This window comes from Sulfitobacter sp. 1A13496 (assembly GCF_043557225.1).
Lineage (GTDB): Bacteria > Pseudomonadota > Alphaproteobacteria > Rhodobacterales > Rhodobacteraceae > Sulfitobacter > Sulfitobacter faviae.
Map to the genome: position 1 here is coordinate 136,508 of NZ_JBIFFP010000002.1, position 13,239 is coordinate 149,746.

General features: G+C 61.1%; 10 protein-coding genes. 6 read left to right on the top strand and 4 right to left on the bottom strand.

All coding sequences use genetic code 11. The annotated features are described in order from the left end of the window. Positions 1–10: 10 nt before the first annotated feature. The 3 genes from ACGYLX_RS07385 to ACGYLX_RS07395 all read left to right on the top strand — a co-directional run bounded on the left by ACGYLX_RS07385 (position 11) and on the right by ACGYLX_RS07395 (position 2,996). Positions 11–1,381, top strand: a complete 1,371-nt coding sequence (locus ACGYLX_RS07385) for an aspartate aminotransferase family protein (protein ID WP_168612989.1) — start codon at positions 11–13, stop codon at positions 1,379–1,381. 287 nt (positions 1,382–1,668) lie between these two features. Continuing rightward, the gene (locus ACGYLX_RS07390) at positions 1,669–2,640 is read left to right on the top strand and encodes a PleD family two-component system response regulator (protein ID WP_168612990.1); all 972 of its coding nucleotides are present in this window, start codon (positions 1,669–1,671) and stop codon (positions 2,638–2,640) included. Next, a complete protein-coding gene (locus tag ACGYLX_RS07395; protein ID WP_067261064.1) occupies positions 2,637–2,996 on the top strand; it encodes an Hpt domain-containing protein in 360 nt (119 codons plus the stop codon). The genes ACGYLX_RS07390 and ACGYLX_RS07395 overlap by 4 nt, the downstream gene beginning before the upstream one ends. Before the next feature lie 89 nt (positions 2,997–3,085). Here the strand turns inward: ACGYLX_RS07395 and ACGYLX_RS07400 are convergent, their stop codons facing one another. The 3 genes from ACGYLX_RS07400 to ACGYLX_RS07410 all read right to left on the bottom strand — a co-directional run bounded on the left by ACGYLX_RS07400 (position 3,086) and on the right by ACGYLX_RS07410 (position 8,476). After that, positions 3,086–3,457, bottom strand: coding sequence for a response regulator (locus ACGYLX_RS07400; RefSeq protein WP_067261066.1), 372 nt, complete (start codon positions 3,455–3,457; stop codon positions 3,086–3,088). Between the two features lie 12 nt (positions 3,458–3,469). Continuing rightward, a complete protein-coding gene (locus ACGYLX_RS07405; protein ID WP_394448296.1) occupies positions 3,470–5,122 on the bottom strand; it encodes an ATP-binding protein in 1,653 nt (550 codons plus the stop codon). Positions 5,123–5,275: 153 nt separating this feature from the next. Next, on the bottom strand, positions 5,276–8,476 hold the full coding sequence (locus ACGYLX_RS07410) for a CHASE domain-containing protein (RefSeq protein ID WP_394448298.1): 3,201 nt from the start codon (positions 8,474–8,476) through the stop codon (positions 5,276–5,278). A gap of 280 nt (positions 8,477–8,756) precedes the next feature. Here ACGYLX_RS07410 and ACGYLX_RS07415 point away from each other — a divergent pair, with 280 nt between their 5' ends. Continuing rightward, positions 8,757–10,370 carry a GMC family oxidoreductase gene (locus tag ACGYLX_RS07415; protein WP_394448300.1) on the top strand — a complete coding sequence of 538 codons (1,614 nt, stop codon included), beginning with the start codon at positions 8,757–8,759 and terminating at the stop codon, positions 10,368–10,370. Between the two features lie 3 nt (positions 10,371–10,373). Then, entirely contained in the window at positions 10,374–11,339 is a 966-nt protein-coding gene (locus tag ACGYLX_RS07420; RefSeq protein ID WP_394448302.1) for an NAD(P)H-dependent flavin oxidoreductase, read from the top strand. Between the two features lie 27 nt (positions 11,340–11,366). Here ACGYLX_RS07420 and ACGYLX_RS07425 read toward each other — a convergent pair whose 3' ends face one another. After that, positions 11,367–12,230 (bottom strand): LOG family protein, encoded by an 864-nt coding sequence (locus tag ACGYLX_RS07425; protein WP_394448304.1) that lies wholly within the window; start codon positions 12,228–12,230, stop codon positions 11,367–11,369. A 173-nt stretch (positions 12,231–12,403) separates the two neighbouring features. Here ACGYLX_RS07425 and dapD point away from each other — a divergent pair, with 173 nt between their 5' ends. Further along, positions 12,404–13,231 (top strand): 2,3,4,5-tetrahydropyridine-2,6-dicarboxylate N-succinyltransferase, encoded by an 828-nt coding sequence (dapD, locus tag ACGYLX_RS07430; protein ID WP_067261075.1) that lies wholly within the window; start codon positions 12,404–12,406, stop codon positions 13,229–13,231. Positions 13,232–13,239 lie beyond the last annotated feature (8 nt).

Below are 13,239 nucleotides of genomic sequence, written 5' to 3' on the forward strand. Positions count from 1 at the left end.
GGAAAGACCAATGCTGAAGAACGATATGCTCGAACAATGGGACCGTGAAAATTTCTTTCACCCCTCCACCCATCTGGCGCAGCACGCCCGCGGCGAAAGCCCGACCCGTGTGATCAAGACCGCCAAGGGCAGCCATATCACCGACCGCGACGGCAACGAATTGCTCGACGCTTTCGCGGGCCTCTACTGTGTGAACGTGGGCTATGGCCGCACCGAGATTGCCGAGGCGATTGCCGAGCAGGCGCATGAACTGGCCTATTACCACTCCTACGTCGGCCATGGCACCGAGGCGAGCATCACCCTGTCCAAGATGATCCTCGACCGCGCGCCCGAAGGCATGAGCAAGGTTTATTTCGGCCTTGGTGGCTCGGACGCGAATGAGACGAACGTCAAGCTGATCTGGTATTACAACAACATCCTTGGCCGCCCCGAGAAGAAAAAGATCATCTCGCGCTGGCGTGGCTATCACGGCTCGGGGCTGGTGACCGGCTCGCTCACCGGGTTGGAGCTGTTCCACAAGAAATTCGACCTGCCGCTGGCGCAGGTGGTCCACACTGACGCGCCCTATTACTACCGCCGCCCCGACGCCAACATGAGCGAGGCAGAGTTCACCGCCCATCTTGTGGGCGAGTTGGAAGTGCTGATCGAACGCGAAGGGGCCGACACCATCGCCGCCTTCATCGGGGAGCCGGTTCTGGGCACCGGAGGCATCGTGCCGCCGCCCGAGGGCTATTGGGCCGCCGTGCAAGAGGTGCTGAACAAGCATGACATCCTGCTGGTCGCGGATGAGGTCGTCACCGGCTTTGGTCGTCTGGGGTCGATGTTCGGCTCGGATCACTACGGGATGAAGCCTGACCTGATCACCATCGCCAAGGGGCTGACCTCGGCCTATGCGCCGCTGTCGGGCTCCATCGTGGGCGACAAGATGTGGAAGGTGCTGGAGCAGGGCACCGATGAAAATGGCCCAATCGGCCACGGCTGGACCTATTCGGCCCACCCCATCGGCGCGGCTGCGGGGATCGCGAACCTCAAGCTGATCGACGAGCTGAAGCTGATTGAGAATGCCTCGGACGTGGGCGGCTATCTGAATGCGCAGATGAAGGCGGCATTGGGCGATCACCCCAAGGTGGGCGACATCCGGGGCGAAGGCATGCTCTGCGCCGTGGAGCTGGTCGAAGACCGCGACGGCCGCACGCCTTTCGATCCGACGCGCAAAGTGGTGCCGACCATCGTCGGCGATATGGTCAAGGCCGGTGTCATCGCCCGCGCCATGCCCCAAGGCGACATCATCGGTTTCGCGCCGCCCTTCTGCCTGACCCGCGAAGAAGCGGATAAGGTCGTGGGGGTCACCGCCGACGCGATCAAGGCGACCTTGGGCTAAGGGTTAAAGCTACGAGACACTGGAGCGGCCCGGCGGAAACGTCGGGCCGTTTGCATTGGAGGGAATCACACCCGCGAGAGGTGCTGCAGCTAGACCGATCAGAAATGAAAAAACGGTAAACAGGGCCGTTCATCGGGCCAAATTCCCCCGATATGGAAACAGTGCCCCGGTTTGTCGCCTATTTACTAAGAATTCGCCAAAATTAGGCCACAGTTCCCAGAGAAATTAGAAGAAAGCAGCGGTCCGTCCAGTTTGGGGCCAAAGATTTTTATCTGTGGAGAGATGTAATGAGAATTCTGGCGGTGGATGACGATCCGATTATCCTCGAATTGCTTGGGCAATTTGTAGAGATCATCGGCGCGCATGACCTGACGACCGCCCCATCGGCTCTGCATGCGGTTGATATGTTGGGCGATCCCAACCTCGGGCCGATTGATTGCTTCATGCTTGATATTCAGATGCCGGGCATGGATGGGATCGAACTGGCGCAGCACATCCGCAATTCGGCGCGCCATGCCGATACGCCGATCCTGATGCTCACCGCGATGTCCGACAAACGCTATATCGACGCCGCCTTTGCCGCCGGGGCGACCGACTATGTGACTAAGCCTTTCGAGATTGCCGAACTCAAGGCCCGCATCGGGCTGGTCGAAGGCATGGTGAAAGAGCGTCAGCAGCGGACCAAAAAGATCTTCGCCGCCAAGACCATCGCCGATCAGGCGACGCATATGGAGCTGTTCGAGCCGGTCCCGATCTATGACGTGGACAATGTGATCGACTATACCGCGATGGAGAACTACGTCGCCCAATTGTCGCGCAGCGCGCTTTTCGGCTCCACCGCCTTCGCCTTCACCATCCGCGAGGTCGATGCCTTCCACGCGACGATGACCTCTTTCGAGTTCTATAGCCTTGTCTCAGATGTGGCCGAAATCCTGTCCGATACGCTCGTCGATCATCAGGTGCTGATGTCCTACGCGGGCAATGGCACTTTCGTATGCGTTACAGAGAGCGGCTGGCGCCCGAATATGGGCGGTTTGATGGATGCGGTTAACTTTGAGTTGTCTCAAACCGAATTGTTCGACAATAATGGCGAGCGTGTTCACCCGCGTGTCAGCGCGGGAGAGGCCGTGCGGCTGATCTGGAAGAGCGGCAATTCCGTCATGGATGCGCTGGCGCAGGCCCATGCGAGTGCAGAAGCCGCCAGTGAGGCGCATACGAGATCGCTCAATGATTTTTGGCAGAATGATCAACAAGCATGACTAAAATGTTAGCGGAACTTCCCGGCATAGAGCGCATCAGACAGCGCTTTGTCGAAATGCTGGACGAGCGTCAGACGCTGATCGCAACCCATGGGTTGGCCGCCTGGGACGGGACCACCGTAGACGAAATCAAAAGCAATCTGGCCAGCGCGCAGGCCATTCTGCACCAGATCGCGGGCAGTGCCGGGTCCCTCGGCTTCGAAGAGCTGGGCCGTCTGGCGCGCAAATGCGAAACGCAGATTGTCGAGCATCTGGCCGGACCGCGCGCCAATCACGCGGATTGCCCGATCGAGATCATCTCGGAACTGGATGGGTTCGTCGCCCATTGCCGGCAGGAAATCGACGCCCACGCCTAAGGGCGCGGCGCCCGGTATTGAGCCGGTCCAAAACTTACTGACAATTCATCGCAAACCCGCCAGGAAGGGCAGGCCAAAGGCAAGTCGGCTTAGCCTGCTTGCATCGCCGCCTTGACCTGATCCGCCAGCGAGATCGGATCGAAGGGTTTGCTGATCACGTCAGCCGCCCCCAGATCACGAAGCTCTTCGATCTCATTATGCTGGGCACGGGCGGTCATGAAGATCGCGGGCACGTCGCGCAGGCTCTCCATCTCGCGCATCTTTTCAAGCGTCTGGCGACCGGTCATGCCGGGCATCATCATATCGAGCAGGATCACATCGGGCGTGTAGGACTGAACCTGATTCAGCGCCGCTTCCCCGGTCTCGCATTGGACGACGTCAAAATCGCCGCTCAGTTCAAGCGCCATCAGCGCGATTTCACGAATATCGGCGTCATCCTCGACGTGCAGCAGTTTGATCATTCCATACTCTCTCTAGGAGGCTTCGCGCAGCAACGCGGCCGGTTCCTCTGCCGCTACCTGAGAATTTTTCTTCGGCAGGGTAAAGTAAAATGTCGTACCAAATCCCTCACGGCTGTCAAAACCTATTTTACCGCCGAGATTCTCGACGATGGCTTTGCAAACGCTAAGGCCCAGCCCGGTGCCGCCTTTGTCGGCCCGGTTGGAATTGGACAGATCGGCAAACCGCTGGAACACCTTGTGCTGCTCGGAAGCCGGAATGCCGGGGCCACGGTCCGCCACGGAGATGCGCAATTCGTCGTCATTCTCTTCGGCGCGGATGGTCACGCGCTCTCCGGGTTTGGAAAATTTGGCCGCGTTCGACAGGAAGTTCGTCAGCACCTGAATGACCCGGTTCGGATCCGTGGTCACTGTCTGCAGGTCGTCGGTGCCTTCGACCTGAATGCGCACGCCGTGGCGCTGCTCAAGCGAGGCGTTGGCGGCGCTGGTCTCATGAAGCAGCTCGGCAATATCGACTTCCTCAAGATTGAATTCCAGCCGCCCGTTGGCGATTTTTTCAAGATCGAGGATGTCGTTGATGATCAGCACAAGCCGGTCGGCGTTGCGGTGGGAGATCTCCAGCAAGGCACGCGCCTTGCTGGGCAATTCGCCCGCCGCCCGCGACAAGAGCAGCCCCATGGAGCCCTTGATCGAGGTCAGGGGCGAACGTAGTTCGTGACTGACCATCGAGATGAACTCCGACTTCATCCGCTCTTCGTTGATGATATCCGAAATGTCATGCAGCATGATCAGGAACCGCCCCGCCGCCCCGCCGGTGGGCAGCAGCTTGATCGTAATTTGGAAATGGTTGCCAAACAGTTGCGTGTCGAACTGCGTCATCGCTTTGCCCGACTTTTTCAGCGCGCGGCAGGCGTCCAGCAGGGCCGGGTTGTCGCTTTCCTCGGTCAGGGTTTCGAGCGTTTGCGTGCGGTAGCTGTCCTTGCTCCAGCCGGTGCGGCTCATGGCGACGCGGTTCATATAGCTGAACCGCTCTGTCTCGGCGTCGACGATCCAGATGTCATCGCGCAACTCATAAAGCGTTTCCGCTGTGTCGCGTTCGGCCAAAAGTTCGTTGGCGTGGGTTACATCGGTACGGGCCGAAATCGACCCGGCCCAAGCGCCCTTTTTGTCGAAAAGTGGCATCACGGTGCACTGCGTCTGGATCACCCGACCATCGGCGCAGCGCAGCGGGGTTTCGCCCTGCCACGTCTTGCCAGCCATCAGGGTGGCGCGGATTTCTGCGGCAAGTTCGCGAAACTCTTCTTGGTAAAGCATCGACACAGGCTGGCCGATCAATTGATCGCGGGTGTAGCCTGTCAGTTCGATGAAACGGTCGTTGACCTGTTCCAGCATCCCGCCCGTATCAACGATGTTCACGATGGCATGGCTGTCGAATACTCTAAGCCTTTGTTCCATATCTGAATTATCGGCAGGAGACTGCGGGTTTGCTTGCAATGCGGTCGCGGCAAAGGGCGTGAGCCCCGCCAGAATGATCGCACCGACGACGGGGATAACCTCCCCCATTTGGCCCGCGAAAAGTGCGGATGTTGCGGTGTACCAGCTGCCGGAAATGGCAGTGCCCAGAAAAAATGTGGCGGCGGTACGCTTGGTAAATGGCTTTGACGACACTTGGAATTCCTCGCCCCGAAGCGGACATGCTTAAAACTATAGCATGACTTGTGCATTGTAATTTAATCAAAATGCCAGAGCATATTGGCAATAATATGGCATGTCGCACTTTAGCGTCACTCCGCTGAAATGCCACGGTTTATAATGCGCCGGTTAAGAGGCGCGGGCGGTTGTCCCCGTAATTGAGTTGACCACCGAGCTGATCCCGCTCCGTGATTTGACAAGGTTGATCCCCACGCGGGGGTCGGGTTCGCGGTTGTTGTCTGCGGAAAGGCTGATGATTTTGGCCGCGGGATGCAGGCGGGTGATATCTTCCAACAAAGAACGTGCATCGCCGTCGGGCAGGGACCAATCAAGGATCACGACGTCGAGTTCATCCTGGCCGATCAACTGTCGCGCTTGGGCAAGGTTGGTGACATTGGTCACCTCTGCCACGCTGTCCAACCCGGTGCGGATCACCTCGGCGAAGTCGATGTCGTCTTCGATATGCAACACGCGCAGCTTAGTGTCCCGCTCCTCCGCTTCCGCGTCGGGTGTGGCGGGCGTTTGCGCGATCTGCGCCTCGGCGATGGGGCAGGTGAACCAAAAGACGGTGACGCCGTTGGGGATGCTTTCGAACCCGATGGTGCCGCCTTGGCGTTTGATGATCTGCCGCGTGATGTTGAGCCCCAGCCCGGTGCCGCCCTTGGCGCGGGTGTCGGAGCCATCAGCCTGCGAGAAAGCCTGAAAGATGCGCGGGCGGAAGTTTTCCGGCACGCCGGGGCCGGTGTTCTGGATAAAGACGATGGCCCGGTCCCCCAGCCGCTCGGCGCGGATTTGCACCTCGCTCTCGGCATCGGAGTATTTGCAGGCGTTCGAAATCAGATTGGCCAGCACCTGCCGGGTGCGGCTTTCATCCACCCGAACTGTCAGCGGCTTGTCGGGCAGTTGCAGGCCCAAGGTGTTGTTATGGGTGATCGCAAAGGGTGACATTTCGTTGACCGAGTCGGTGATCACCTTGTTCAGGTCGACATCATGGAAGTCGAACTGCACTTCGCCCGATGAAATCTTCTCAAGGTCGAGAATGTCGTTCACGATATGCGACAGGCGGTCGGCATTGCTGCGGGCGATGTCGATCAGGCGGATATGCGCGGGGAGGAAGCGGCTGTTGTCCGTGGTGTCGATCAGCCCCAAAGCGCCTTTGATCGAGGTCAGCGGCGTGCGCAGCTCATGGCTGACGGTCGAGACGAACTCGCTCTTGATCTGTTCCAGCTTCTTTTGGTCGGTGATGTCGTTGATTTGAACGATAAAGACATAGCCGCGGGCGTTCTTGTCATAGGTCCAAGAGACGTTGAACAGGCCCCAGCGTTCATAGCCCAGCTTGTGGGTGATGCGGTATTCGGCCTGATAGGTCTGCGAACTGCGGGAATCGACCAGCCCGCGCACCTCACCGTAGAGCTTTTGCAGATCGCCCTCGGGCATCAGATCGCCCAGTTTGGTGTTCGACAAAAGCTCTTCTTCGCTATAGCCGCAAAGGGTGCAAAGCGCGCTGTTGACGCTGTTGAACACGCCGCCTTCGCCCAAGATCGCCATGCCCACCGGGGCCGCGGCCAGCACTTGGCGAAACCGCCGCTCGCTGGTTTCAAGCGCGTTGCGGGCGTGGACGATGTCGGTCACATCGGTTTGGGTGCCGACCATCCGCAGGGCGGTGCCGTTTTCATCGCGTTCGGTCACCACCGCGTCAGAGCGCATCCAACGCCACTCACCGGTGCCGATCTTCAGCCGGTATTCGGTGACGGAACGTTGTTGCTGCCCCGAGATGCAGGCCTGATCAGTCTGGGTCAGCAGAGGCAGGTCATCCGGGTGGACACGTTTGAGGAATTCCCCCTGCGGGTCGGGCAGCCGCTCGAAATCCGCCATTCCCAGAATGCGCCGCCATGTGTCGGACACCTCGGATTTGCCGGTGCGCAGGTCGATGTCGAAAACCCCGATCTGCGCGCCTTCGAGGGCGAGGTCATAGAGCGCCTTGTTCCGCGCCAGCTCATCCTGCACCGCCAGTTCCGAGGTCAGGTCACGCACGATTGCGGTCACCCGCCGTTCGCCGGTGTGGGTGGTCCAATTGTTGCGTTGCAGATCAAGCTTGAGGTCTTGGCCAAAGCAGGTCTTGCCCGCCGCGTTGACCTGTTCGTGGTCGTGATCCTCAACCAGATCGGTGACGAGTTCGCCAAACTCCATCCCCTTGAGCGCCTCATGCCCATAGCCAAAGCAGACCAGCGCCGCTTGGTTGGCAAAGAGCACCCGGTCATTGCTGTCGAGCAAGAAGATGGGCGTTACCGCGTTTTCGATAACGGCGCGGTTTTCCTCTTCATGGGCGTCGATCTGGCGTTCGCGCAGCACGGCAAGCTCGCTCAGTGCGGCGCTGCGCTGGCGCAGGCTGCGGAAGGCCACGAAGAACAGGATCGCCAGAAGGATGCCAGAGACCAGCAGGATTTCCGGCACCGCGCTATGGGTGGCGCGGTCAAAGCTGGCGGTGCTGACATGGACAACGGTCCAAGGGCGGCCAAAGCGTTCGATGGTCTGGGTGATGCTGTGGTGGCCGGTGGCGATGCCTTCGGGCGTGCTGTCAAAAATCCGGTTTTCGGGGGCCGTGATCAGCCCATCGTAGACTTGGATGTCATAGGACTCTCCCTGAGCCGGGGTCAGCCTGGACAACAGGTTCGCCCCCACAAAGGGCGCATAGACCCAACCGATGAAACCGGCGGTCTCCTGCGCCGGGCTGTTGTCGGCGGCGAAGACCGGGCGCAGCAGCAGGAAGCCGGGCTGGCGGGTCTTGTCCTGCACCAGCAGGATGCGCGGCGTCAGCTTCGGCTCTCGCGTCTCACGGGCGCGCAGGGCGGCGCGGCGGCGGTCTTCGTTAAAGCTGATATCAAGGCCCACGGCCTCTGCATTCGGCCCTTGGGGGTAGATATACTGGATCACCATCTTCTCGGCATTGCCGGTGTCGGGGTGAATCCGGAAATCCTCGATCCCGAGGGCGGTGACCTTTTCGATGAACGCCTCTTCGGTGCCTATGGCGACGGGGGCAACAAAGCCGATGCCGTTGATGCCGGGCAGGAAGCTGTCGATCTCCAGCGTATCGACGTAATGCGCGAAGTCGCTGGCTGTCACCTCGTCCGAGGCGTTCATGAACGCGGCGATGCCATTGAGGCTTTGCAGATAGGTATGCATCCGCGCATCAAGGCTTTTCAGGCTTTCCTCGGCGATGCGATCAAAGGCCCGGTCGGCGGCGGCATCATTGCTGCGACTGCTGTAGAGGAACACCCCAAAGGTGATGGCGAGACATCCGAGCAAGAGTATGAATTCGGGTCGCCGCACCAGTTCAAGCCTTTGTTTCTGGACACCAAATGGCGGCAAAATTTTTCCCCGAAATGAACGTCGCGCATCGCGGGGGGGGTATGTCCAATCCGGTCATATTCACCCATGGGTCGAAAAAATCAACAAACGGATTCGCCGCGCATGCAAAGCGCGGTGAATGTGGCTTTGCGGCAAAGGCCGCGGGAGGCCGCGCGATTTACGACAGGGATTGTGACCCGTCACCGCGCGCTCTACCAATGACGGGCCGGGGAGGCGGGACAGAATATCGGGAGAGAGCAGCATGAACGATGAGACGCAGCTAGAGGGCCGCTATGACTATATCATCGTCGGTGCGGGCACCGCGGGCTGTGTCTTGGCCAACCGTCTCAGCGCCGATCCGGCCAATCGGGTTCTGCTGCTCGAAGCCGGGGGGGATGACAACTATCACTGGGTGAAGGTGCCGGTGGGGTATCTTTACTGTATCGGCAATCCGCGCACGGATTGGATGATGAAAACCGCGCCCGAGGCGGGGTTGAACGGGCGCTCTTTGGCCTATCCGCGGGGCAAGGTGCTGGGCGGCTGCTCGTCGGTGAACGGCATGATTTACATGCGCGGGCAGGCGGCGGACTATGACCATTGGCGGCAACTGGGCAATGCCGGGTGGAGCTGGGACGACGTGCTGCCCTATTTCCTGAAATCCGAGGATCACCATGCGGGCGGCAGCGAGATGCACCGCGCGGGGGGCGAGTGGAAGGTCAGCAAGCAGCGCCTGCGGTGGGACATTCTGGAGGCCGTGCAAGGCGGCGCGCGGGAGTTCGGGATCGAGCCGCGGGCCGATTTCAACGATGGCGACAACGAAGGTTCGGGCTTTTTCGAGGTGAACCAGAAGGGCGGGGTGCGCTGGAACACGGCGCGCGGTTTCCTGCGCCCCGCAATGAAGCGCCCGAACCTGCGGGTGATCACCCATGCGCATACCGATGGGCTGGTCTTGGACGGCAAGCGTGTGACCGGCGTGCGTTTCACCCATAAGGGCCGCACGATGCGCGCCGAGGCCGAGGGCGAAGTGTTGCTTTCAGCGGGGGCGATCAATTCGCCCAAGATCCTTGAGCTGTCGGGGATCGGGCAAGGTGACCTTTTAGGCGGCATGGGGATCAACACGCTGCACGATCTGCCCGGCGTTGGGGAGAACCTTCAGGATCATTTGCAAATCCGCACTGTCTACAAGGTGCAGAACACCAAAACGCTCAACACGATGACCCATTCGATCTGGGGCAAGGGCCGGATGGGGTTGGAATACCTCCTGCGCCGCAGCGGTCCCTTGGCGATGGCGCCCAGCCAGTTCGGCATGTTCACCAAGTCCGACCCCGCGCTTGAGACGCCGGATCTGGAGTATCACGTGCAGCCCCTGTCGACCGACAAGCTGGGGGATCCGCTGCACCCTTTCCCCGCGATCACCGTCTCGGTCTGTAACCTGCGGCCCGAAAGCATCGGCTCTTGCCATCTCACCAGCCGCGACAGCGCGGTGCAGCCCGATATCCGGCCGAACTACCTTTCTGCCGAGAATGACAAACGCGTGGCGGTCACGGCGATGAAACAGGCGCGTCACATCATGACGGCCAAGGCGCTGCGCCCCTATGCGCCCGAGGAAATCCTGCCCGGCCCCGCCGTGCAGAGCGACGAAGACCTGCTCGACAAGGCGCGCGACATCGCCACGACGATTTTCCACCCCGTCGGCACCTGCAAGATGGGCAGCGATCCGATGGCGGTGGTCGATAGCGATCTGCGGGTGCATGGCTTAAGCGGTCTGCGGGTGGTGGATGCGTCGATCATGCCCAAGATCGTCTCGGGCAACACGGCTTCGCCGACGGTGATGATCGCCGAAAAAGCCGCTGATGCCATTCTGGCGGGGCGGTAGGCGATGCTGACCACGCGGCTGACCAAACGACTGGGGATCGACCACCCGATTATCCAAGCGCCGATGGCCTTTGCCGCAGGCGGGCGGCTCGCCGCGGCGGTCTCAGGCGCGGGCGGTTTGGGGATGATCGGCGGGGCTTATGATGCAGGCGATTGGATCGCCGAGCAGCAGGAACTGGCGGGCAACCAATCGGTCGGCTGCGGTTTCATCACTTGGAAGCTGCAGGAGCATCCGCAGGCGCTGGAACAAGCGCTCGACCGTGATCCGGCGGCGATCTTTCTTTCCTTCGGCGACCCGGTAGAGTTCCTCCCCGCGATCCGCGCGGCAAAGGTGCCGTTGATCTGTCAGGTGCAAACCCTGCGCGACGCCGCCCATGCGATTGATCTGGGGGCCGAGATCATCGTCGCCCAAGGGGCCGAGGCTGGCGGCCACGGCGAGAAACGCGCGACCTTTACCCTCGTGCCCGAAGTCGCGGATCACATCGCCCGCCATGCGCCTGACACGTTGCTTTGTGCCGCAGGCGGTGTGGCGGATGGGCGCGGGCTGGCGGCGGCGCTGATGCTCGGGGCCGACGGTGTGGTCGTCGGCTCGCGCTTCTGGGCCTCGGAAGAGGCGCTGGTGCATCCCGCGATGCGAGAGGCCGCGCTCAAGGCCAGCGGCGACGACACACTGCGCAGCACCGTGACCGACATCATGCGCGGCTATGATTGGCCCAAACGCTACACGGGTCGTGTCTTGCGCAACGATTTCACCGACCGCTGGCATAACGACCCGGAAGGGCTGCGCGCTGCGCTGGCGCAGGAGTTGCCACGGTGGCAGGCGGCGGTGGCAGAGGGCGACGCCCGCACTGCCAACGCCTTTGTCGGAGAGGTGGCAGGGCTGATCGGTGCGGTCAGTCCCGCCGCCGATATCCTGCGCGATATCGTCCAAGGGGCCGAAGCGGCCTTGGGCCAGACCTTCACCCGGTGACGGGTCTGGGGGGCAGGCCACGACGGCTTAGCCGTGATCTTCGACCTCTTCGCGGCCCGGCACATGTTCGCGGGCGGGGGCGGTCTCCCAATTCTCGATCACCTCCATCGCCTCAGCCGCGCTTTCGACGAAGCGGAATAGGTCGAGGTCTTCGGCAGAGATCGTGCCCGCATCGGCCAGCGCGTCCCAGTTGATGATCTTTTCCCAGAACTCACGGCCAAACAGCAAGAAGGGCACCCGGTTCATGCGGCCTGTTTGGATCAGCGTCAGCGCCTCAAAGAGTTCGTCCATGGTGCCGAAACCACCGGGGAAGACGCAGATCGCGCGGGCGCGCATCAGGAAATGCATCTTACGGATCGCGAAGTAGTGGAAGTTGAAGCATAGTTCGGGCGTGACATATTCGTTGGGCGCCTGCTCGAACGGCAGTACGATGTTGAGGCCGATGGAATGGCCGCCCGCGTCCAGCGCGCCGCGGTTGCCCGCTTCCATCACACCCGGCCCGCCGCCGGTGACGATGACATTCTCGGTGCCGCCGCTTTCCATCGACTTTTTGGTCATCAGACGGGCAAAGGTGCGCGTCTCGTCATAAAAACGCGACAGATCGGCCAGTGTCTTGGTCCGGGCGGTGTGTTTCTCGGCCGGTTCGGGAATGCGTGCGCCCCCAAAGAGCACGATGGTGGATTGGATGCCATGGGCGTCCAGCAGCAGCTCGGGCTTGAGAAGCTCCAGTTGCAGACGCACCGGGCGCAGCTCATCACGGCACATGAAGTCATCGTCGGTAAAGGCCAGACGATAGGCAGGCGCGCGGGTTTGCGGCGTGTCGGGGGCGTCTTGGGCTTTGGCGCGGTCCACATTGGCGCGGCGCAGTGGGTGGCGGTGTTCGTCGGTCATCCTCGGGTCTTTCCTTGGTCTGGGGCTTGGCTCAGGTGGCGCGATGGCCGCTCAGGTCAACATGCATTGTTGATCGCAGAATGACCACGCCCCTCATCGCCCGGCAATTGCACCCTTGGCGGCGCAAGGCTATAGCCCTCAAAAGGCCTTTTCATCATTCGGAGACTTGCCCCATGTCCAACGCCCAACTTGAAACCGCCATCGAAGCCGCTTGGGATACCCGCGATCAGATCACATCCGCCACCACTGGCGAAGTGCGCGACGCCATCGAAGAGACGCTGAACGCGCTCGACAGCGGCAAACTGCGCGTGGCGGAAAAGCAGGACGACGGTCAGTGGCACGTCAATCAGTGGGCCAAGAAGGCCGTGCTGCTGGGCTTCCGCATCAAGGACATGGAACATCAAGAAGGCGGCCCGCAGGGCGCTGGCTGGTGGGACAAGGTCGATAGCAAGTTCAAAGGCTGGGGCGATGCCGAGTGGAAAGAGGCGGGCTTCCGCGCCGTGCCGAACTGCGTCGTGCGCCGCTCGGCCTATATCGCGCCGGGCGTTGTGCTGATGCCGTCTTTCGTGAACATCGGCGCCTATGTCGATTCTGGCACTATGGTCGACACATGGGCCACCGTTGGCTCCTGCGCCCAGATCGGCAAGAACGTGCACCTTTCGGGCGGCGTCGGTATCGGCGGCGTGTTGGAGCCGATGCAGGCGGGCCCCACCATCATCGAAGACAATTGCTTCATCGGTGCACGGTCAGAAGTCGTCGAAGGCTGCATCGTGCGCGAAGGCTCGGTGCTGGGCATGGGCGTCTTCATCGGCCAGTCGACCAAGATCGTCGACCGCGAAACCGGTGAGATCATGTATGGCGAAGTGCCTGCGGGCTCGGTCGTCGTGGCGGGCACCATGCCGTCGAAGAACAACGTGAACCTCTACTGCGCCGTGATCGTGAAGCGGGTGGACGCCAAGACCCGCTCCAAAACCTCGATCAACGAGCTGCTGCGCGACTGAACGGAACC

Bases quoted from the DNA above. Each gene is read 5' to 3' on its own strand.
- ACGYLX_RS07400 (WP_067261066.1), bottom strand. From the start codon at position 3,457: ATGATCAAACTGCTGCACGTCGAGGATGACGCCGATATTCGTGAAATC.
- dapD (WP_067261075.1), top strand. From the start codon at position 12,404: ATGTCCAACGCCCAACTTGAAACCGCCATCGAAGCCGCTTGGGATACC.
- ACGYLX_RS07420 (WP_394448302.1), top strand. From the start codon at position 10,374: ATGCTGACCACGCGGCTGACCAAACGACTGGGGATCGACCACCCGATT.
- ACGYLX_RS07425 (WP_394448304.1), bottom strand. From the start codon at position 12,230: ATGACCGACGAACACCGCCACCCACTGCGCCGCGCCAATGTGGACCGC.
- ACGYLX_RS07385 (WP_168612989.1), top strand. From the start codon at position 11: ATGCTGAAGAACGATATGCTCGAACAATGGGACCGTGAAAATTTCTTT.
- ACGYLX_RS07390 (WP_168612990.1), top strand. From the start codon at position 1,669: ATGAGAATTCTGGCGGTGGATGACGATCCGATTATCCTCGAATTGCTT.
- ACGYLX_RS07395 (WP_067261064.1), top strand. From the start codon at position 2,637: ATGACTAAAATGTTAGCGGAACTTCCCGGCATAGAGCGCATCAGACAG.
- ACGYLX_RS07415 (WP_394448300.1), top strand. From the start codon at position 8,757: ATGAACGATGAGACGCAGCTAGAGGGCCGCTATGACTATATCATCGTC.